The 21360-nt window shown below is 41.7% G+C and carries 15 protein-coding genes, 1 tRNA gene and 1 other annotated feature; of the genes, 13 read left to right on the top strand and 3 right to left on the bottom strand.

Annotation, left to right across the window (positions count from 1 at the left end; genetic code table 11):
- Positions 1-613 precede the first annotated feature (613 nt).
- From dnaA to gyrA, 7 genes are all read left to right on the top strand, one after another.
- The gene (gene dnaA / locus BM095_RS07610) at positions 614-1969 is read left to right on the top strand and encodes a chromosomal replication initiator protein DnaA (RefSeq protein ID WP_218151616.1); all 1356 of its coding nucleotides are present in this window, start codon (positions 614-616) and stop codon (positions 1967-1969) included.
- Between the two features lie 155 nt (positions 1970-2124).
- Positions 2125-3267 (top strand): DNA polymerase III subunit beta, encoded by a 1143-nt coding sequence (gene dnaN, locus BM095_RS07615; RefSeq protein WP_091659677.1) that lies wholly within the window; start codon positions 2125-2127, stop codon positions 3265-3267.
- Positions 3268-3551: 284 nt separating this feature from the next.
- A complete protein-coding gene (yaaA, locus tag BM095_RS07620; protein ID WP_091659679.1) occupies positions 3552-3776 on the top strand; it encodes a S4 domain-containing protein YaaA in 225 nt (74 codons plus the stop codon).
- 10 nt (positions 3777-3786) lie between these two features.
- Entirely contained in the window at positions 3787-4908 is a 1122-nt protein-coding gene (recF, locus tag BM095_RS07625) for a DNA replication/repair protein RecF (protein WP_091659682.1), read from the top strand.
- Positions 4909-4918: 10 nt separating this feature from the next.
- Complete coding sequence (remB, locus tag BM095_RS07630) at positions 4919-5209, top strand: extracellular matrix regulator RemB (RefSeq protein ID WP_091659685.1); 291 nt, start codon at positions 4919-4921, stop codon at positions 5207-5209.
- A gap of 23 nt (positions 5210-5232) precedes the next feature.
- On the top strand, positions 5233-7149 hold the full coding sequence (gene gyrB, locus BM095_RS07635; protein ID WP_091659688.1) for a DNA topoisomerase (ATP-hydrolyzing) subunit B: 1917 nt from the start codon (positions 5233-5235) through the stop codon (positions 7147-7149).
- A 316-nt stretch (positions 7150-7465) separates the two neighbouring features.
- On the top strand, positions 7466-9937 hold the full coding sequence (gyrA, locus tag BM095_RS07640; protein WP_407639146.1) for a DNA gyrase subunit A: 2472 nt from the start codon (positions 7466-7468) through the stop codon (positions 9935-9937).
- 273 nt (positions 9938-10210) lie between these two features.
- On the opposite strand, the gene BM095_RS07645 is transcribed toward gyrA, so the two are convergent.
- A complete protein-coding gene (locus BM095_RS07645; RefSeq protein ID WP_091659694.1) occupies positions 10211-10936 on the bottom strand; it encodes a YaaC family protein in 726 nt (241 codons plus the stop codon).
- Between the two features lie 354 nt (positions 10937-11290).
- Here BM095_RS07645 and guaB point away from each other — a divergent pair, with 354 nt between their 5' ends.
- The 6 genes from guaB (at position 11291) to BM095_RS07675 (ending at position 17983) form a co-directional block, all read left to right on the top strand.
- On the top strand, positions 11291-12748 hold the full coding sequence (gene guaB, locus BM095_RS07650; protein ID WP_091659874.1) for an IMP dehydrogenase: 1458 nt from the start codon (positions 11291-11293) through the stop codon (positions 12746-12748).
- A 338-nt stretch (positions 12749-13086) separates the two neighbouring features.
- A complete protein-coding gene (locus tag BM095_RS07655; protein WP_091659697.1) occupies positions 13087-14424 on the top strand; it encodes a D-alanyl-D-alanine carboxypeptidase family protein in 1338 nt (445 codons plus the stop codon).
- A gap of 76 nt (positions 14425-14500) precedes the next feature.
- Complete coding sequence (gene pdxS / locus BM095_RS07660) at positions 14501-15385, top strand: pyridoxal 5'-phosphate synthase lyase subunit PdxS (RefSeq protein WP_091659700.1); 885 nt, start codon at positions 14501-14503, stop codon at positions 15383-15385.
- Positions 15386-15417: 32 nt separating this feature from the next.
- Complete coding sequence (gene pdxT / locus BM095_RS07665) at positions 15418-16023, top strand: pyridoxal 5'-phosphate synthase glutaminase subunit PdxT (RefSeq protein WP_091659703.1); 606 nt, start codon at positions 15418-15420, stop codon at positions 16021-16023.
- Positions 16019-16227: a binding site (T-box leader), on the top strand. It overlaps the preceding gene by 5 nt.
- Positions 16228-16429: 202 nt before the next feature.
- The gene (gene serS / locus BM095_RS07670; RefSeq protein ID WP_091659706.1) at positions 16430-17707 is read left to right on the top strand and encodes a serine--tRNA ligase; all 1278 of its coding nucleotides are present in this window, start codon (positions 16430-16432) and stop codon (positions 17705-17707) included.
- A gap of 183 nt (positions 17708-17890) precedes the next feature.
- Positions 17891-17983: transfer RNA gene (locus tag BM095_RS07675), tRNA-Ser, on the top strand.
- 332 nt (positions 17984-18315) lie between these two features.
- On the opposite strand, the gene BM095_RS07680 is transcribed toward BM095_RS07675, so the two are convergent.
- Both BM095_RS07680 and BM095_RS07685 read right to left on the bottom strand, forming a co-directional pair.
- Positions 18316-19923: an amidohydrolase gene (locus tag BM095_RS07680; RefSeq protein ID WP_091659709.1), complete on the bottom strand. Its 1608-nt coding sequence runs from the start codon at positions 19921-19923 to the stop codon at positions 18316-18318.
- Positions 19924-19963: 40 nt separating this feature from the next.
- Complete coding sequence (locus BM095_RS07685; RefSeq protein WP_091659712.1) at positions 19964-21220, bottom strand: Zn-dependent hydrolase; 1257 nt, start codon at positions 21218-21220, stop codon at positions 19964-19966.
- Positions 21221-21360 lie beyond the last annotated feature (140 nt).

A 21360-nucleotide genomic window follows, 5' to 3' on the forward strand; every position in this document is an offset into this window, starting at 1 on the left:
GGCTTCTCTGCTTGTGGATAGTAGTTTTTTGCTTTCTTCGCTAGCATATGTATTACTTCTTTTCCTAACATGTTTCCCTTCCTACTATTTCATTTCGACAAACAGTTTTCCACCTGTGGATAATAAAAAAAGAAAAAAAGTCATTTTTCGACAAGCTTATCTACAAGTTACACACATAATATAGTGTTGTGGATGAATGTTCTACACAAGGTATTGATTTTGTGGATAACCTTGACGAATCCCGTTGTAACCGGTCTTTTTTTTTGGTATGATATATTTGTTTTTAATTTGGATAACTCGTTCAAGTAGTTATGTTATCCACACGTGTTGATAACGTTGTGGATAATTTTCCACAGACTATGTATAATATTATCCACATACTTGTTAGTACTGTACATATATTTTGTTTCTACTATAATTACGTTGGTATGGATGATCAAGAAATAGTCAACAGATAGTTTTACTATAACCTTAACAACTTGGATTTATACACACGTAAATCGTGAAGGCTTCCTTCTTCATTAATAAAGAGTGGGAGCCTTTCTTGCCTTCTTCAATGATGGAAGAAGTTATTTTGTATGAATATACTGCCACTGCAAAGGAGGCTCAGCTGGTGGAAAATATAACAGACTTGTGGGATCAGACCCTGGAAGTGATGCGTCAAAAAGTGAGCAAGCCGAGCTATGAAACCTGGTTAAAGTTCACAAAAGCATCTGATCTACAAGAAGATACGATCGTCATCACTGCACCAAATGAATTTGCAAGGGATTGGCTCGAAAATCGCTATTCTGCTTTTATTTCTGAGACCCTGCAGGATATTACGGGTTCTGCTTTGCGAATTAAATTTGTTATCCCAGAAAGTGAGAAAGAAGAGGAAAAGCCACCTGACAACGAGATAGGTCAAAGTCCATCTTCTCGTTCAGCTATGCAAACAGAGGAAGTACCAAAGAGCATGCTGAATGACAAGTATTCCTTTGATACATTTGTCATTGGCTCTGGCAACCGGTTTGCCCACGCTGCCTCGCTAGCTGTAGCAGAAGCACCGGCTAAAGCCTATAACCCATTGTTTATTTACGGGGGTGTAGGGCTTGGCAAAACACACTTAATGCACGCAATTGGTCATTACGTTATCGCTCACAACCCAGAAGCACGGGTCGTTTACTTATCATCAGAGAAATTTACGAATGAATTTATTAATTCTATCCGTGATAACAAAGCAGAAATTTTTCGTAACAAATATCGAAATGTCGATGTTCTCTTAATCGACGATATTCAGTTTCTAGCTGGAAAAGAACAAACTCAGGAAGAATTTTTCCATACGTTTAATGCTTTGCATGAAGAAAGCAAACAAATTGTAATATCCAGCGACCGGCCGCCAAAGGAAATTCCGACGCTTGAAGACAGGCTTCGGTCTCGATTTGAGTGGGGTTTGATTACCGATATTACGCCTCCTGACTTAGAAACGAGAATTGCGATCTTACGTAAAAAAGCGAAAGCCGAAAAATTAGATATTCCGAATGAAGTCATGCTGTATATCGCGAATCAAATTGACACGAACATCCGAGAATTAGAAGGGGCGCTCATACGAGTGGTAGCCTATTCCTCTTTAATCAATCAAGACATGAATGCGGATCTGGCCGCAGAAGCTCTAAAAGATATCATACCTAGTGCAAAACCAAAACAAATTTCTATTCCTGATATACAAGAAATGGTCGCAGAGCAATTTAATGTCCAAGTAAAAGAACTAAAAGCAAAAAAAAGAACGAAAGCCATCGCGTTTCCTCGGCAAATAGCAATGTATTTGTCACGGGAAATGACTGATTCTTCGCTTCCCAAAATTGGAGAAGAGTTTGGCGGCCGCGACCATACGACAGTGATTCATGCCCATGAAAAAATCTCAAACTTACTTGCTACTGACACAGAGTTGCAAAAAAGTATTGAAGAAGTAATGGAGAAGTTAAAAACATAGTGTGTAAAACTCACTCATTATATCCACACTCTATCCACATGTTAATAACTCTAGTGTGATAGTACTTTTGATTAATTATCCACATTTTACACAGGCTCTATTACTAGTACTACTATTTTTAAATAATAAATATATATAATAAAAGGAGATTCAGTATGCATTTTGTAATTCAGCATGATCAGTTCGTTAAAAGCGTACAGCACGTTAACAAAGCTGTTTCTTCTCGAACGACGATTCCCATACTTACAGGGATAAAGATGGATGTAACTTCCGAGGGGGTTACTCTGACGGGAAGTGACTCTGACATTTCGATAGAATCATTTATCCCAGCACAAGACGAAGAAACGGAATATGTGGAAATAAAAGAAGAAGGAAGCATCGTCCTGCAAGCCCGTTTTTTCGCAGATATCGTTAAAAAACTTCCAGGAGAATCTATTGAAATTTATGTACAAGACCAGTTTGCTACCACTGTTCGATCCGGCAGTGTAGTATTCAATCTTAATGGATTGGATCCGGAGGAGTATCCACGCCTTCCTAAATTAGAGGAAGATAGGACATTTTGTCTACCACAAAACCTCTTAAAAGATATGATTAGACAAACTGTGTTCGCTGTCTCTACCCAGGAGACACGTCCGGTGTTGACAGGTGTAAACTTGGAGAGTGAAAACGGAGAGGTTATCTGTACTGCAACAGATAGTCATCGGTTGGCCATGAGAAAAGCGTCTCTAGAGACAGAAAGAGAAGATTTGGTCATTTCCAATGTCGTCATTCCAGGGAAAAGCTTGAATGAATTAAATAAAATCCTAGAAGATACAGATGACTTGATAGAAGTCGTCGTAACTGACAGCCAAGTTTTGTTTAAATTGAAGCACTTACTTTTCTTTTCCCGGTTGTTAGACGGGAAATATCCTGTCACAAAAACGATGATTCCAGGTCAGTTTAAAACAACCTTGGAACTTACAAAAAAAGAAATGTTACAATCCTTGGAGAGAGCATTGCTATTATCTCGGGAAGCTAAAAACAATGTTGTGAACTTGAAGACATTGGGAAACAATGAAATCGAAATCACTTCCGTTTCTGTGGAAGTGGGGAAAGTCACTGAAAAAGTAAGTTGCAATGAAATAGAGGGAGAAGAGTTGAGAATCTCCTTTAACGGGAAAAATATTATTGATGCGTTAAGGGTCATTGATAGTGAAACAGTAACGATATCTTTTACTGGGGCGATGAGTCCGTTCATTCTCCAGCCGGCAGATCATGACCAAATGCTACATCTTTTTTCTCCCGTTCGAACGTACTAATTCAAACCTATAACTTGCACAGAAAACCATGCAACTGGCTGTCTGTGCAAGTTTTTCATTTTCTACAGTTCTCCTGAACATCTCAAAAGTCCCTTTTTCTATCCTGTAAAAAAGGGGGACGATATATCGTTGGCGTTCTTGGCGAATGTTTAGTAAAATAGAGTAAGTATTATGTATGTCTACGGAAGTTTTATAGAAACAGGGAAGAAGTACAACTTATGGAGCGTTTTCCAGCTTGCGCTTTTCTTAAACCCAAGTGGACACACATGACAGGAGGGCATAAGATGAGTCGTTCCATTGAAATTGAAACGGAGTACATTACACTTGGGCAAATGCTAAAAGAAGCCGCTCTTATTGACAGCGGTGGAATGGCAAAGTGGTTTTTGTCCGAGTATAAAGTAATGGTCAACGGAGAGCCCGAAGATAGGCGCGGCAAAAAGCTGTATGATGGCGATGAAATCCATATTACGGAAATGGAGGATTTCATCGTAAAATCAAATAAAAAATAGAGGGATCTTTTTGCATATCAACTCACTCCATCTCAAACAATTTCGTAACTACAACCACATTGATCTACCAGTAGAGAATAAGATCAATCTAATTCTTGGAGAAAATGCTCAAGGAAAAACAAACATGATGGAAGCCGTATACGTGCTGGCTTTTGCTAAATCTCACCGCACTTCGAAGGATAAAGAACTTATTCAGTGGGAGGAAGACTTTGCAAGGATTGGTGCCGACTTTTCACGAAAAAGCGGACCTACCTCTCTTGAAGTGATTATTTCCTCAAAAGGAAAAAAGACCAAAGTGAACGGGATGGAACAGCGGAAGCTTAGTGAGTACATTGGAGCATTAAATGTCGTCATGTTTGCTCCGGAAGATCTCAATTTAGTAAAAGGCGGGCCTCAAATGAGGCGTCGCTTTATTGATATGGAAATTGGTCAAATCAGCCCAGTGTATCTTTACGATCTATCTCTTTATCAGCGGATTTTAAAACAGCGCAATCAGCTTCTAAAAGACATGTTCCCGGTGCCGGAAAAAGAGCAGGAAGTTATGTTAGAAGTATTGAGTGACCAACTGGCACAGACAGCTGCTAAAGTCATTCAGCGTCGATTTGTATTTCTTGAAATGCTTCAGGAATGGTCAGCAGACATTCACAAGCAAATTAGTCGGGAGAGAGAAGAGTTGCAAGTCGCATATATTCCGACTGCGCAGGTATCAGAAGAGATGGATCTGTCGATGCTGGAAGTAAGAATAAAAGAGAAGCTCGAACACATTCGACAAAACGAAATCCGCAGAGGTGTTACCTTGATCGGTCCGCACCGTGATGAGTTATCCTTAAAGATTAACGGCAAGGAAGTTCAAACGTTCGGTTCGCAAGGGCAACAACGTACAGCGGCGTTGTCTTTGAAGCTAGCTGAAATTGAATTAATTAACGAGCATATCGGGGAATACCCGATATTATTATTGGATGATGTTCTTTCAGAGCTGGATAACCATAGACAGTCCCATTTGCTTCATGCCATTCAAGGTAAAGTACAAACGTTTGTAACGGCAACAAGCGTAGAAGGGATTGAGCATGAGACGATTAAGAAAGCATCTGCTTTCCAAGCAGAAAAAGGGACATTAAGGCAAATGAAATGAGGTGAAATAGATGTTTATCCATCTTGGTGGAGAGACGGTCATTCGATCCAAGGATGTTGTTACAATTCTAGACCAGGATTCGCATAATTCTTCGTCCATCACACGAGAATTTCTATCATCACAGGAAAATAGTGATATTATAAAAATCTCAGAGGAACAAACGAAGTCTGTGGTCGTTACCGTTGATAAAAAGATTTATCTTTCTCCCATATCCTCTTTAACTCTTAAACGAAGATCTCAAGTGGTGGCAGAGTTCGAGGATTTTAGCGAAGATACGGCAGAAGAAAATACGGATTCCTGATTACGGAAGTGAAGGTGAATAAATTGTCAGCAGAACAACAATCCTATGATGAAAATCAGATCCAAGTGCTTGAAGGGTTAGAAGCGGTCAGAAAAAGGCCTGGTATGTACATTGGATCAACCAGCAGCCGTGGCCTTCATCACTTAGTTTGGGAAATTGTCGATAACAGTATTGATGAAGCGATGGCAGGTTTTTGTGACCACATTTTTGTCACGGTAGAAACGGATAATAGTATCACGGTAGAAGATAACGGAAGAGGGATTCCTGTAGGGATCCATGAAAAAATGGGCAGACCTGCCGTAGAAGTCATTATGACTGTTCTTCATGCTGGTGGTAAATTTGGCGGCGGAGGCTATAAGGTTTCCGGCGGTCTTCACGGTGTTGGCGCCTCTGTCGTCAATGCGTTATCTGAATCGCTGGAAGTGGAAGTGCATCGCGACGGCAACATACATTATCAAAAATTCGAACGCGGTGTTCCTAAAGATGATTTAAAAGTGATCGGCCAAACAGAGAAAAGCGGGACAAAGATTCATTTCAAACCTGATTTCCTTATTTTCGACAGCGAATCTGAGTACGAGTATGACATATTAGCTACAAGATTACGGGAGCTGGCCTTTCTCAACAAAGGGCTTCACATTACTTTAACTGATAAGCGGGACGACGAACGGGAACCGGTTGAATATTATTATGAAGGCGGTATTGCTTCTTTCGTTGAGTATTTAAACCGTCAGAAAGAAGCATTGCATGAAGAACCCATTTTTATCGAAGGAAACAAAGAAGACCTTCATGTAGAAGTGGCCCTTCAGTATAACTCGAGCTATACAAGCAATATATATTCATTCGCTAATAATATTAATACCCATGAAGGCGGTACTCACGAGTCCGGCTTTAAAACAGGGTTAACTCGCGTTATTAATGATTACGCACGAAAGCATAATTTATTCAAGGAAAATGATCCCAATTTAATTGGTGATGATGTTCGTGAAGGCTTAACGGCTATTATATCTGTTAAAATTCCTGACCCGCAGTTTGAAGGACAAACGAAAACGAAACTCGGTAACAGTGAAGCGCGGACGATTACAGATTCCCTTTTTAGCGAATTCTTTTCGAGGTTTATGGCAGAAAACCCAGATACCGCCAAGAAAATTGTCGAAAAAGGATTAATGGCTTCTCGGGCAAGAGATGCAGCGAAAAAAGCCCGCGAGCTTACCCGCCGGAAAAACGCGTTGGAAGTTAGTTCATTGCCAGGGAAATTAGCAGATTGTTCCTCGAGAGACGCTTCTATTAGTGAAATTTATATAGTAGAGGGGGACTCGGCCGGAGGATCAGCGAAGCAAGGAAGAGACCGGCACTTCCAAGCAATTCTTCCGTTACGCGGGAAAATTATAAACGTAGAGAAAGCAAGATTAGATAAAATTTTAGCAAATAATGAAATCCGTACAATTATCACGGCTCTGGGGACGGGCATAGGTGATGATTTTGATATAGAAAAAACAAGATACCACAAAATATTTATTATGACAGATGCTGACGTGGACGGGGCTCATATTCGAACATTAATTCTTACTTTTTTCTATCGATATATGCGACCTTTGATTGAAAAAGGATATATTTATATTGCTCAGCCTCCTCTTTATAAAATCTCACAAGGTAAAAAAGTGTATTACGCTTACGAGGAAAGAGAACTCGATAGTATTATAGAAGAGCTGCCCGAGCAGCCAAAACCAACTTATCAGAGATATAAAGGTCTAGGAGAAATGAACCCGGATCAGTTGTGGGAAACAACGATGGACCCAGAGTCAAGATCAGTTCTGCAGGTAAACCTCGAAGATGCCATGATGGCAGATGAGATATTTGAAACGTTGATGGGGGACCGAGTAGAACCGAGACGTGATTTTATACAGGAAAATGCCCGATACGTGAAAAACTTGGATATTTAATTTAAAAGGAACAAGGCATGAATGAGGCAGTGGCTTCTACGTTGCACACACGAGGTGTGCGGTATTAGTTAGTAGAACGTTCTCTTCCTTTAGCCGATCATCTATTATCGTCTTCACCTCCGGCTACCAGGGTGCCTGGTATATGAAGGAACACCGCCTAAGTACTCCACGTCCTGTGGAAACGGCGGTGCTAGTACATCCTGTACGTCGGAACTTGTCACAGCTAACAAGGCGCTAACGCTTTTCTATAATTGGAGGTGAGAAAGTGGCAGACAACAATGAGTCAAGAGTGACGGAAATTAATATTAGTCAGGAAATGCGGACATCTTTTTTGGATTACGCGATGAGTGTCATTGTCAGCCGGGCACTTCCTGATGTCCGCGATGGCTTAAAACCAGTCCATCGCCGAATTTTATATGCCATGAATACGCTCGGTATGACGCCAGACAAACCATACCGTAAATCAGCACGTATTGTCGGAGATGTGATAGGTAAATATCACCCTCACGGCGACTCTGCCGTATATGAAACGATGGTTCGGATGGCACAAGATTTCAGCTATCGCTATATGCTTGTAGATGGCCACGGTAATTTCGGATCGGTAGATGGTGACTCTGCAGCTGCAATGCGTTACACTGAAGCAAAAATGTCCAAAATATCAATGGAACTAGTTCGTGATATCAACAAAGATACGATTGACTATCAGGACAACTATGATGGAAATGAGAAAGAACCTGTTGTTCTTCCAGCACGCTTTCCTAATTTGCTCGTTAATGGAGCATCGGGGATTGCCGTAGGGATGGCGACAAACATTCCTCCCCACCAGTTGGGGGAAGTCATTGATGGTGTCCTTGCATTAAGTAAGAACCCGGATTTAACTATAGAAGAGCTTATGGAATTTATACCGGGACCTGACTTTCCAACGGGAGCCACGATATTAGGAAGATCAGGAATCAGAAAAGCATATCAAACAGGACGCGGCTCGATCATGATCCGAGCCAATGCCCATATTTCTGAAAGTAAAACAGGCAAACAAACGATCATTGTAGATGAACTTCCTTATCAGGTGAATAAGGCCCGACTCATTGAAAAAATTGCTGAGCTTGTTCGTGATAAGAAAATTGATGGGATCACGGATTTAAGAGACGAATCGGATCGGGATGGCATGCGTATCGTGATTGAAGTAAGAAAAGATATGAATGCGAACGTCCTGCTAAACAATCTTTATAAGCAAACCGCACTACAAACCAGCTTTGGAATTAACATGCTCGCCTTAGTAAATGGGCGGCCGGAAGTGTTGAATATAAAGCAATGTTTAGCGTTTTATCTGGAACATCAGAAAGAAGTCATTAAGCGACGTACTGCTTATGAGCTGAGAAAAGCGGAAGCAAGAGCTCACATTTTAGAAGGTCTTCGAATAGCGTTAGATCATCTTGATGAAGTCATTGAATTGATTCGCCACTCACAAACGACAGATATTGCTCGCAACGGCTTAATGGAAAGATATTCTTTAAGTTATGAGCAGGCGCAAGCCATTTTGGATATGCGTCTACAACGTTTAACCGGCTTAGAGCGAGATAAGATCGAAGAAGAGTATCGAGATCTTATTGAGCGAATCAAAGAGTTGAAAGCTATTTTAGCCAGTGAAGAACGTGTGTTGGAAATTATTCGTGAAGAGCTTACAGAGTTGAAGGAAAAGTATAACGATACACGTCGAACAGAGATCACGGCAGGACACAATCAAATAGAAGATGAGGATTTGATTCCTCGAGAAAATGTAGTTATTACTATTTCTCACCATGGCTATCTGAAAAGAATGCCTATTGATACGTATCGAAGTCAGCGCCGGGGTGGGCGCGGCATCCAAGGAATGGGAACGAACGATGATGACTTTGTGGAACATTTGTTTACTACAAGTTCACATCATACGATCCTGTTTTTCACCAATAAAGGAAAAGTCTACCGCTTGAAAGCGTATGAAATCCCTGAGTTAAAGCGGACAGCAAAAGGGATACCTGTCATTAATTTGCTTCAGATTGAAAAAGATGAAGAAATCAGCACGGTTATCCCCGTTGAAGAATATTCCGATGAAGCTTACCTTTTCTTCCTGACAAAAAAGGGAATTGCAAAGCGGACACGCTTATCAGCATTTGCTAATATTCGCAAGGGCGGATTGTTTGCTATCAGTGTTCGTGAAGGTGACGAACTACACGGTGTTCGTTTAACACATGGAGAGGAAAATATCATTATCGGAACAAAACATGGGCTTGCCATTCACATATCTGAAGAAGACGTACGTTTCATGGGACGGACAGCGGCCGGGGTGAAAGCTATTTCCTTAACAGAAGAAGATGAAGTTATTGGAATGGATATTACTTCTGAAGACAAAGATGTCCTTGTTGTGACGAAAAATGGTTATGGAAAACGTACCCCTCTTCATGAGTTCCGCATGCAAAACCGTGGCGGAAAAGGATTGAAAGCATGCAACGTAACGGATAGAAATGGCAATCTCATTGCACTCCGTTCTATCTCGAATGATCTTGATATTATGGTGATGACTATTCACGGTGTGTTAATTCGAATTAAAAGTGAAGAGATATCCAGACTTGGACGCTACGCTCAAGGGGTAAAACTCATTCGCTTAGCACCGGGAGAAGAAGTATCTACCGTAGCACCAGTAGAAACTCCCGAAGGAGAAGAGGAAATAGAAGAATTAGAGAACACAGAGCAATTGGATGAACAAGATGTAACTGAACCAATTCAAGAAGAAGATCCTGAGGAAGAGTAACTCTAAGCTTTTCTTCGGCGATGATAACGGAGACTGTCCTTATGGGGGATAGTCTCTTTTTTTGGTTCTGTAAAATACCTGTTCACCATCAACCTTATGTAAGAAATGGAAGAATTGAATCCTATTCACCCCAACATGATCTCTTTTTTTATACCTCCTCTCGCTGGCAAACGACCGAACGTAAGACAAGGAAAAGGCGGCTTGCTAACCATATTCTTTAGTTATAAAAGAAGGAACAAGCTACCATTTCATTTTTACGTGCAACCACTTTGTTTAAGAGAAAAAAGATTTAAAGAAGGGGGGAATCACATGAGGAGCTTCTGATAAATATGATTTAATAATAGGATAATCTACTGAATGTCTGTGAGTTAATAGTTCCCCCCACCATTCACCTTCATAGCGGGTGATCATGCTTAGATTATATAATAATAAATAATGAGTACAGATTAGCGGCAGCTTATTGGTTGTGTTAGAGAACGTTGTATCTTCATTGATGTTTTGTAATAAAGAACGAGTTGGTTGTACTTCGAGCAGTAAGTCTTTCATTTTCCACTTCTCTCCTTGGAAAAGTTCCACGTGGAACATCACATATGAAAAGTGAGGGAAAAACCCTTTTTTTTGGATTTTAATTTCGTCTTCTATAAATCGGTATCCTTTCTTTTTTCTCTTCCTTGTTGTCACGCCATGTGCGAGCACTTCGGAATTAGTTGGATAATACGCATCATGAAGTAACACAAGTCCTTTTAATAAATGAGTAAGACCATAAAATAATAATAGAGGCTTCACCATTAATGAAGCATTCATACCTTCGTACCAATAGTTTTTTCCAATTAACCATTCATAGTGAAAAACAGACGTATTTGTATAACTTCTTTCTGAAGCTTCACTCATTATGTCTGGATTGTTTTTATATTTCTTATACAGCCACTTTCTCAAGTATTCTTGGGATTCATACGGACGAAAATAAGAAAAATCACGAGATATGTCGTTATTTGTCATCTTTTCTCCCTTACCTTTAATGGAACTATTTTGAAAGTTTAAACTTATTTCATACGCTCGTTATCGTTCAATAAAAATGGTAAGATATTAGGAAAACTTGAGAGAATATAGTTCATCTTCTCTAATCTCTTAGTTTAGACATTCTTACCATTTCTAAACAGGAAAGAAAGTATAAAATTTTAGCGGTCGTTGTCTAGCTTCAGGCGCTATGTCGCTTCAACAAGTGCAATGCTTCCTGTGTAAGCCAACGCAGAAGTCAGTACGCTTGCACTTTTTGATATTTATACTTATTGCCAAAGACTGGGGAAAGCTATGTCTGAGGGAAAACATTTAGGTAGAAAGGATGATAATACTGTGCGAGAAGACAAATTTGTGAAAGAAGGGCTAACATTTGACGATGTTCTTCTAGTCCCGGACCGTTCTGACATTCATCCGCGTGATGTTTCTGTTGCTACTTCCTTAACAGAAAAGCTGGGGTTAAATATACCAGTTATTAGTGCCGGCATGGACACGGTTACGGAAGCGGCGTTAGCCATAGCAATGGCCCGTGAAGGCGGTCTCGGTATTATTCATAAGAATATGTCCATTGAAGAGCAGGCTGAGATGGTAGATCAAATTAAACGCTCTGAAAGTGGCGTGATTACAGATCCTTTCTTTTTGACCCCAGATAGACAAGTATTCGATGCGGAACATTTAATGGGAAAATACCGTATTTCTGGTGTACCGATTGTTGATGAGAATCAAAAGTTAGTAGGAATACTTACAAACCGTGATCTCCGTTTTATTGAAGATTATTCGATTGAAATTAGAGATGTGATGACTAGTACTAATTTAGTGACAGCTCCCGTTGGAACGACGCTGGAAGAAGCGGAGAAAATCTTACAGAAACATCGTATTGAGAAGCTTCCTCTTGTGGAAGAAGATGGAACATTAAAAGGTTTAATTACCATTAAAGATATTGAAAAAGTCATCGAGTTTCCTCATTCAGCAAAAGATGAACAAGGCCGTCTTTTGGCTGGGGCAGCGATCGGTGTGACGGCAGATGTCATCAAGCGTGCGGAGGCTCTCGTTGAGGCAGGCGTCGATGCTTTGGTGGTTGACACAGCTCATGGTCATTCTAAAGGTGTTCTAGATAAAATTCAGGAAATAAGAGAGGCGTTTCCAGATATCGTGCTGATCGCAGGAAATGTGGCTACTGCCGAAGGAACTCGTTCTCTTATTGAAGCAGGAGCAGATGTCGTAAAAGTGGGGATTGGCCCTGGCTCTATCTGTACAACCCGTGTTGTTGCCGGGGTAGGCGTTCCTCAAATTACAGCTGTATACGACTGTGCCGTTGAAGCAAGTAAACACAATGTTCCCATTATTGCTGATGGAGGAATCAAGTATTCAGGAGACATCGTGAAAGCTCTTGCTGCCGGTGGGCATGCTGTCATGCTTGGTAGCTTGCTGGCTGGTGTGTCGGAAAGCCCTGGTGAAACAGAAATTTATCAAGGAAGACAGTTTAAGGTATACAGAGGCATGGGTTCTATGGCTGCTATGGAACAAGGCAGTAAGGATCGATACTTCCAGGAAAACAGCCAGAAGCTGGTGCCTGAAGGTATTGAAGGGCGTATTCCTTACAAAGGACCTTTGTCAGCCACTTTGCACCAGCTCATGGGTGGTTTGAGAGCTGGAATGGGATATTGCGGAACAGCTACGCTAGAGGATTTACGAGAAAATGCTCGTTTTACTCGTATTACGAACGCGGGCTTAAGAGAAAGTCACCCTCATGATGTTCAGATTACGAAAGAAGCACCAAACTACAGTCTATAAGATCGGGTAATATACGACAAATCTAATAAAAACAAAAAATGAATGTAAGAAGAGAAAATGCCTTTTATCCCCTTTGGGACCCAGACGAGACTTTCACGTTACAATTTTAAAAGTTTCGCTGGCCCCCCATGGAAAAGGCATTTCTTTTTTGGCGTTTCCAAGATTACGTTTTAAGCACCATGTGCTCTTTGGTGACCAAGTCTTCTTGTTTGGGGCCTTGCGCTTGTTACGGATAGACGGGTTTCTTGAACTGTCGATAAATTTGTTGAAATATAGTGCTACAGGCTATCTATGTTTTTAAATAAGCTTGTGATAAAATAGCGTTTGTGCAAGGGAGTATGGAGGTGCAAGGGTTGAAAATCAAACGTTTAAAACAAGGTATCGTATCATCTGTTCTTTTATCTTTACTAATAGGAAGTAGTGGGAATGCATTAGCAGAGGAGCCAGACCTTGAAGCAGAGGCTGCCATATTAGTAGAAGCCGAGTCTGGGAAAATTGTATATGAGGATCATATTGATGTGATTTTACCTCCAGCTAGTATGACAAAAATAATGACTGAATTTCTAGTTCATGAAGCAGTCGATCAAGGCGAGATATCCTGGGAAGATGAAGTGAAAATTAGTGATAAAGTACGACAGTTATCTTTAGATACCAGCTTATCGAATGTTCCTCTCCGCCAAGATGAAACGTATACTGTAAAAGAGCTATACGAAGCGATGGCTATATATTCAGCGAATGGAGCAACGATAGCTTTAGCAGAGCATGTTGCTGGTTCTGAAGCGAAGTTTGTCGAACGAATGAATGCAAAAGCAGAAGAACTAGGCATGGAAAATTATAAGTTCGTCAACTCCAGTGGGTTGAATAACCAGTCGATGAAAGGGAACCATCCTTCAGGTACTGAGGCGGATGAAGAAAATATGATGTCTGCTCGAGCTACTGCTATTCTTACGTATCATCTATTAAAAAACTATCCTGAAGTATTAGATACAGCGAGCATTCGAGAAAAGACTTTTAAAGAAGGTACAGAAGATTACATAGAAATGCAGAACTGGAACTGGATGCTTCCAGGAAGTGTCTTCGCTTACGAAGGTGTCGATGGACTGAAGACAGGCTTTACAGACTTAGCTGGTAATGCGTTTACAGGGACAGTAGAACGCGATGGACTGCGTTATATTTCTGTCGTGATGAGAACGGAATCGAGAGAAGCACGTTTTCAGGAAACAGCTAAATTGTTCGATTATGGATTCGATCAATTCTCACAAGAAACAGTAATCAAAGAAGGTGAGCAAGTAGAAGGCCATCAGACTGTTTCGGTTATAAAAGGGAAAGAAGATGAAGTTTCCGTAACTGCAGGAAGTGACTTACAAGTTCTTGTGGAGGAAGGACAAGAAGAAAACCTAACTCCGGTAGTGACTATAAATAAAGAGCTCTTGACGGAAGAAGGAGAGCTGGAAGCTCCGCTTGAAAAAGGAGAAACCATAGGAACCATTCGAGTAGAGGGTATGACAGAAGAAGACTATTTGCATGAAAAGATGACAAGCAACGCGGAAGTTCCCTTAGTCTTAGAAGAAGACGTAGAGAAAGCTGGTTGGTTCGCCCTATCTCTTCGTGGAATAGGAAGCTTTTTTGGAAACATGTGGGAGAACGCCGCTACTTTTGTGAGAGGCTTATTTTAAAGAAACCTTTATAACAAGATGGGATAATGCTAAAATAAGAAAGATAAGTTAACTTTAAAACAGCGGGGGAATGGAAATGGCAGATAGAGGTACAGATAGAGTAAAACGCGGAATGGCGGAAATGCAAAAAGGCGGCGTTATTATGGACGTCGTAAATGGCGAACAAGCAAAGATCGCAGAGGAAGCGGGCGCAGTAGCTGTCATGGCACTCGAACGTGTTCCTTCTGATATTCGTGCTGCAGGGGGAGTTGCACGCATGGCAGATCCTACCATTGTAGAAGAAGTTATGAATGCAGTTTCTATTCCTGTTATGGCAAAAGCACGTATTGGACATATTGTAGAAGCTCGTGTGCTCGAAGCACTCGGAGCTGATTACATTGACGAAAGTGAAGTTCTCACTCCTGCTGATGACGTATATCACATGGATAAGAACGAATTTACAGTACCTTTTGTTTGCGGATGTCGTGATTTAGGAGAAGCTCTTCGCCGTATCGGAGAAGGTGCTTCGATGTTACGTACAAAAGGGGAACCAGGTACGGGGAACATTGTAGAGGCTGTCCGCCATATGCGTATGGTGCAATCTCAAATTAAAAAAGTAGCGAATATGTCAAAAGATGAATTGATGACAGAAGCGAAAAACTTAGGTGCTCCTTATGAATTACTTCTTGATATTCAAGAAAACGGTAAGCTGCCAGTTGTAAATTTTGCGGCAGGTGGTATTGCGACACCAGCGGATGCTGCGTTAATGATGGAATTAGGAGCAGACGGTGTATTTGTCGGCTCTGGTATCTTTAAGTCAGAGAATCCAGCGAAGTTTGCACGTTCTATCGTAGAAGCGACAACTCATTATCAAGACTATGAACTGATAGGTCAGCTCTCTAAAGATCTTGGTACTGCCATGAAAGGCATTGAGATGTCTACCTTGGACCCTTCTCAGCGTATGCAGGACCGCAGTGAATAATCCTTAAAGGATGCGTGTAAAGGAGGGATAATATGGTTAAAATAGGAGTTCTCGCTTTACAAGGAGCGGTCAGGGAACATGTGGAAAGCTTAGAAGCTCCTGATTGTGAAGTCAGTGTCGTCAAGCGCATAGAGCAATTGGACGAGCTCGATGGCTTAGTTTTTCCCGGCGGCGAAAGTACAACGATGCGCCGATTAATTGATAAATATCACTTTCGGGAACCGCTGCAACAATTCGCTGCTGCTGAAAAACCTGTGTTTGGCACATGTGCCGGTCTCATTCTCATGGCCGAAGACATCACAGGCGAACCGGAAGGACACTTGCAGCTCATGGACATGGAAGTGGAGCGAAATGCTTTCGGAAGACAAAGAGAAAGTTTTGAAACGACTTTATCTGTTAAAGGAGTCGGCGATGATATTGAAGCGGTATTTATTCGCGCCCCTCTCATCAAGAGTGTAGGGGACGAGGTTGAGATTTTATGCGAATATAATGGGGAGATTGTAGCGGCACGTCAAAATCATTTACTCGCATGTTCCTATCATCCGGAATTGACAAAAGATACGAGGTTTCATCAATATTTTGTTCAAATGGTGAGAGAATCGAAAGAAGCAGCTAGTACGGTAACAGCTGCTCCATAAATCGTAGACGGGCATTAGTAACCATGTACAGTCATTCAGAGAGCCGGTGGTAGGTGAGAACCGGTTGACTGGCAAGGTGAATCCCGCCCTGAGTGAAAGAGTGAAAAATCAGTAGCTCTTTTCGTCTTATCCGCGTTACAGGATCCAAGGAGCAGAGAAGTATTCTCTGAATTTGGGTGGCAACGCGGTACAACCGTCCCTTTTTTTAGGGGCGGTTTTTTTATAGTTTAGGGAATGATAAAAGCTAACTTTTGTGAATGGGTTAGCTACGTCTGGTTACGGCATCTATATTATATTTTCTCTTGGCAGGCTGACGTGCACAAACAATAAAGGGTGGAATATCGCTTTCATGATGGATGAGAGGCTCTACACAGAGCTTGAATATAATACTCGAGGAGGAATTAACATGTTAGACGTAAAGAAGCTTCGTAAAGATTTTGATGAAGTAAAACAAAAGTTGGAAAAACGAGGAGAAGACCTTGGAAATTTAGAGAAATTTGAAGAGCTGGATCAGAAAAGAAGGGCTCTTATTCAAGAAACAGAAGAATTAAAACAGCGCCGTAACCAAGTGTCTCAAGAAGTCGCTCAGTTAAAGAGAGAAAAGAAAGATGCCGATCATTTAATCAGTGAAACGAAAGAAGTCTCTCAAAAAATTAAGGCCATTGATGAGGAATTGAAGGAAACGGAAGAGACGTTACAACAGCTTCTCTTGTCCATCCCAAACATTCCCCATGAGAGTGTACCAGTAGGGGAAGACGAGTCAGATAATGAACTAGCCCGTAAGTGGGGAGAACCTTCCTCCTTCTCTTTTGAAGCAAAAGCCCATTGGGACCTTGGAAGAGATTTGGGTATTCTGGAATTTGAGAGAGCTTCCAAAGTAACAGGCAGCCGTTTTGTCTTTTATAAAGGGGCTGGTGCGCGTTTGGAGCGAGCGCTCATCAACTTCATGATGGATTTGCATCAGGAAAAACATGGGTATGAAGAAATTCTACCTCCTTATATGGTGAACAGAGATAGCATGACAGGTACAGGTCAGCTGCCAAAATTTGAAGAAGATGCTTTTGGAATTAGAGAAGAGGATTACTTTTTGATCCCAACTGCTGAAGTGCCAGTGACTAATTACCATAGAGATGAGATATTAGAGGGGAATCACCTCCCAATCGCATACACGGCTTACAGTGCTTGTTTCCGTTCCGAGGCAGGTTCTGCGGGGCGAGACACTAGAGGGTTAATCCGTCAACATCAATTCAATAAGGTGGAACTCGTACGCTTCGTTAAACCTGAAGAGTCCTACGATGAACTAGAAAAGATAACAGGACATGCTGAGAAAGTGCTTCAACTATTAGAACTACCGTATCGAGTCATGAATATGTGTACGGGAGATCTTGGATTCACTGCAGCTAAAAAGTACGATTTAGAAGTATGGCTTCCAAGCTACAATAATTATAAAGAAATTTCCTCTTGTAGTAATTTTGAGGACTTCCAAGCACGCAGGGCAAACATCCGGTTCAAGAGAGACCAAAAGTCAAAAACAGAATTTGTACACACATTGAATGGTTCCGGCTTGGCTCTCGGCCGAACAGTAGCGGCCATCATGGAGAACTACCAGCAAGAAGATGGTACGATTCGTATCCCCGACGTTTTGCGTTCTTATATGGGGAACAAAGAATATATCGGAAAATAAAGAAGAGGTGGGTTGGCATTCAACAGTCAACCTGCCTTATTTCCCCTAAAATAAAAGAGAAAATTTCTCTCACAATACATTCCTCTATATTTTATATCATTTTTTTGGTTGAAACCCTTGCTTCCTCTTTTTAGCTGTGCTATTATTATCTTTGTCAGCTCAGACAGCAGCATCAATACATACGGAGGAGTACCCAAGTCTGGCTGAAGGGAGCGGTCTTGAAAACCGCCAGGGGCTTCACGGCCCGCGGGGGTTCGAATCCCTCCTCCTCCGCCATTACTTAAAAATAACCAGCCTCTCTAGTTCTAACTAGGGAGGTTTTTTTAATGCCTCTCTGTAACTAAAGGTAGGGATGCTTTCCAAGAATGATGATTAGTATGCAGGCTGTCTCAAATATTGTAAAAACATGAGACCGAGATCCTGCTACAATATTTAGGAGGCTCGGCCGTTCGTCCGCAGAAAGCGAGTTTTTTCTCTGCGGCCTCTGCCTCCGCCTACAGAGTTACCTCAACCCATTTGACAGAAAACCAACTGCTTGAGAGCTAAAACAAGAATGAAAAGCGCACACTTCCTGTACACGTAAGAGGAGTGCGCGCTTTTTGCATATGTTAGCTGTTTTCTCTTTTATAAACAGTTTCCCCTTCTACTATTGTTTGAGAAACTTGAATATCTTTTATTTTTTCTTCCGGAATCGTAAATGGATTATCTTCTAGAATGACTATATCTGCATATTTTCCTTCACTGAGTGTACCTATGATCGTATCATCAAATCCGCTGTAGGCCGCATCGGCAGTGTACGCTTTGACTGCCTCTTCTACAGGGATGGTTTCCTCTGTACCTAGTTGTTGACCGCCAACCGTTGTACGTGTTACAGCAGCATACATGCCGAAAAATGGGTTTCCTGGACAGACAGGCATGTCCGAGTTACCTGGAGAGACGATTCCATGTTTCCGGAAAGAAGCGTGCGGGAATACACGACGTGCTCTTTCTTCACCGAGATTGTTCCAATAGCTGTCCCCGATAGCATAGATAAACCCTATGGATGATCCGGCAACGATTTCTTGAGAGGCAATTCTCTCTAACTGCTCTTCTGATGGAAGCGCACAATGTTCAATACGATGTCGGTGTTTTTTATTTTCGTCAAGAGGTGCAGCTTGTTCAATGGCCTGAAGAGCCATCTCTACTGCACGTTCCCCAATCCCGTGAATGGAAACTCTCATTCCATTAGCGACAGCGCGGCTCACATGTTTATTAATCTTCTCTTGAGGCATGTAAAGGATTCCGCGGTTGTCACCATCGTCTACGAAGGGTTCTGCCAAAGCGGCAGTGCGTCCGCCGACACTTCCATCTAGCATGTATTTAAGACCTTGTATGTTTAAATGGTCGTCCCCTAAGCCGCTTTGTAATCCAAGGGCTAGTGCTTCTTCTTCGACACCTTGCCATCCCATCTGATCGATGCCCCAAAGCCACATCCGTACTTTGAGTGGAAAACCGCCTTCTTTGCATAATTCCTGATACACTGTTAATTCTTTTTTGGAAACGGCCATGTCATGAATCGTGGTAATTCCCCATTGGAAGAAGTGTTCTTGTGCTTCCCGCATCGCATCCTTCAGTTGATTAATGGTCACGGAAGGAATAGCAAACTCCATCATGGCATTTTCCTGAATGAGACCACTTACTGTTCCATCAGAATTTCGATGGAAATGACCTCCGTCAGGGTCGACTGGGTCTTCTGAGATACCACTGGCCTCGAATGCTTTACGATTAGCGACGGCATTATGGACACATGTCCTTTTTAAGAAAACGGGGTGATGGGGAGCGGCCTCCGATAACTCCTCGAATGACGGAAACCGTTTTTCTTTTAATTTGCTGTCGTCCCACCCCATACCGAGAATCCATTCTCCTTCAGGAATCTCTTGAGCGCGTTTGGAAACGGCTTCTAAAATATCAGTGATCGAAGGAGCGGTTTCTGTTCTCAAATCAAGTTGAAGCAAGTTATTGGCATAGTGCAGCGGGTGAGCGTGGCTTTCTATGATGCCTGGCAACACGACTCTTCCATCGGCATCAATCACTTCCGTTTCCTCACCTTGCAGCAAGGCTGCTTCCTGGTCAAAAGCAATAATTTTTCCATCTTTAACAGCTATTTGATCTGCTTTTGGGCGATTGTCATCCATCGTATGGATGGTTGCATTCTTAATAATTAAGTCCGCATTCATGATGTCATTCTCCTTATTTCATTGTATTGGAAGAGGTGTTTTATTGGATAGACTCTCTGTTTTCTGTAAGTTGTTGCACAGTATTCAATAGAACGTTGGCACCTTTTTCAATGAATGATTTGTCTGTAAATTCTTCTTGGCAGTGACTTTTTCCATTAGCGCTAGGGACAAAGATCATAGCAGTAGGCGCCATTTCATTTATATACTTCGCGTCGTGTCCTGCACCACTGATCATTTCCTGATAGGAATAACCTAACTGATTCGCGGCTTCTGATAGTTGGTCAGTCAGATGTTTGCTGAAATGACTAGATGGTGTTTCCCAGATGGGATGGATCTCACACGTTACATGTTGCTGATCTGCTATTGTCTTTATAATCTTTTTTGCTTGTTCTACGAGAGATTCTCTTTGAGTGTCACTCGAATGTCGGATATCTACGGTGAATGTTACTTCTCCGGGAACACAATTAATAGATCCTGGCTGAAGACCGAATTGTCCAACGGTTACAGTAGCTTCGTCATCATGATTTACAACCATGGAGCGCACTTCCGTCATCATTGCGGCAGAAGCCATCATAGGATCTTTACGCATGTTCATTGGTGTCGGGCCGGCATGATCTGCTTCTCCCTTCACGGTGACCTCCAGCCAATTCATGCCTTGTATGCCTGTGACAACTCCAATGTCTAACCCTTTCTGTTCTAACACGGGTCCTTGTTCAATATGAAGCTCAATAAAGCTGTGCATGTGCTGGATACGATTTTCTTCCTTCCCCTGGTAGTCGATGCGTTTCAGTTCATCGATGAATGACTTTCCATCTTTGTCTGTCCGGGAATAGACAAAATCCTTACTAAACACATTAGCAAGACCGCCAGCTCCTAAGATAGGAGGAGCAAACCGGGCTCCTTCTTCATTGGTGAAACAAATTAATTCAATAGACCGAGTAGGGGTAATATTATTTTCTCTAAGTGTATACAGCACTTCTAACCCAGATAGTACACCAAGGATGCCGTCATAACGTCCTCCTTCAGGCTGGGTATCGAGGTGAGAACCGATAACAACTGGAGCAGCTTCTGGATCCGTTCCTTCCAAGCGTCCATACATGTTACCAAAGTCATCAACTCTAACTTTTAAATGAATGTCTTCCATCCATTGGATAAATAAATCTCTTATTGTCTTGTCTTCATCAGTAAGGGCTAAGCGGCAAATTCCACCGCGGTCGAGTCCTCCGACCCTTGCACTATCGTTTTCAATCCAATCCATTAGACGGTTAATATTAATATGAGTTGCAGAGTTTGTCATTTTACATAACCTCTCTTTAGTAAGTTGTAAGTAAGGGGGATAAATCCTACATATATAATAATTGCAAGATTAATGCCAATTGTCCTGCCGTTTCATCCCTTATTTTTTGATAAAACACCTCTTATTTTGCACGTCTTCTC

The organism is Alteribacillus iranensis, assembly GCF_900113025.1.
Classification (GTDB): domain Bacteria; phylum Bacillota; class Bacilli; order Bacillales; family Marinococcaceae; genus Alteribacillus_A; species Alteribacillus_A iranensis.

Bases quoted from the DNA above. Each gene is read 5' to 3' on its own strand.
- dnaN (WP_091659677.1), top strand. From the start codon at position 2,125: ATGCATTTTGTAATTCAGCATGATCAGTTCGTTAAAAGCGTACAGCAC.
- yaaA (WP_091659679.1), top strand. From the start codon at position 3,552: ATGAGTCGTTCCATTGAAATTGAAACGGAGTACATTACACTTGGGCAA.
- remB (WP_091659685.1), top strand. From the start codon at position 4,919: ATGTTTATCCATCTTGGTGGAGAGACGGTCATTCGATCCAAGGATGTT.
- gyrA (WP_407639146.1), top strand. From the start codon at position 7,466: ATGCGGACATCTTTTTTGGATTACGCGATGAGTGTCATTGTCAGCCGG.
- BM095_RS07645 (WP_091659694.1), bottom strand. From the start codon at position 10,936: ATGACAAATAACGACATATCTCGTGATTTTTCTTATTTTCGTCCGTAT.
- BM095_RS07655 (WP_091659697.1), top strand. From the start codon at position 13,087: ATGGAGGTGCAAGGGTTGAAAATCAAACGTTTAAAACAAGGTATCGTA.
- pdxS (WP_091659700.1), top strand. From the start codon at position 14,501: ATGGCAGATAGAGGTACAGATAGAGTAAAACGCGGAATGGCGGAAATG.
- pdxT (WP_091659703.1), top strand. From the start codon at position 15,418: ATGGTTAAAATAGGAGTTCTCGCTTTACAAGGAGCGGTCAGGGAACAT.
- serS (WP_091659706.1), top strand. From the start codon at position 16,430: ATGTTAGACGTAAAGAAGCTTCGTAAAGATTTTGATGAAGTAAAACAA.
- BM095_RS07680 (WP_091659709.1), bottom strand. From the start codon at position 19,923: ATGAATGCGGACTTAATTATTAAGAATGCAACCATCCATACGATGGAT.
- BM095_RS07685 (WP_091659712.1), bottom strand. From the start codon at position 21,220: ATGACAAACTCTGCAACTCATATTAATATTAACCGTCTAATGGATTGG.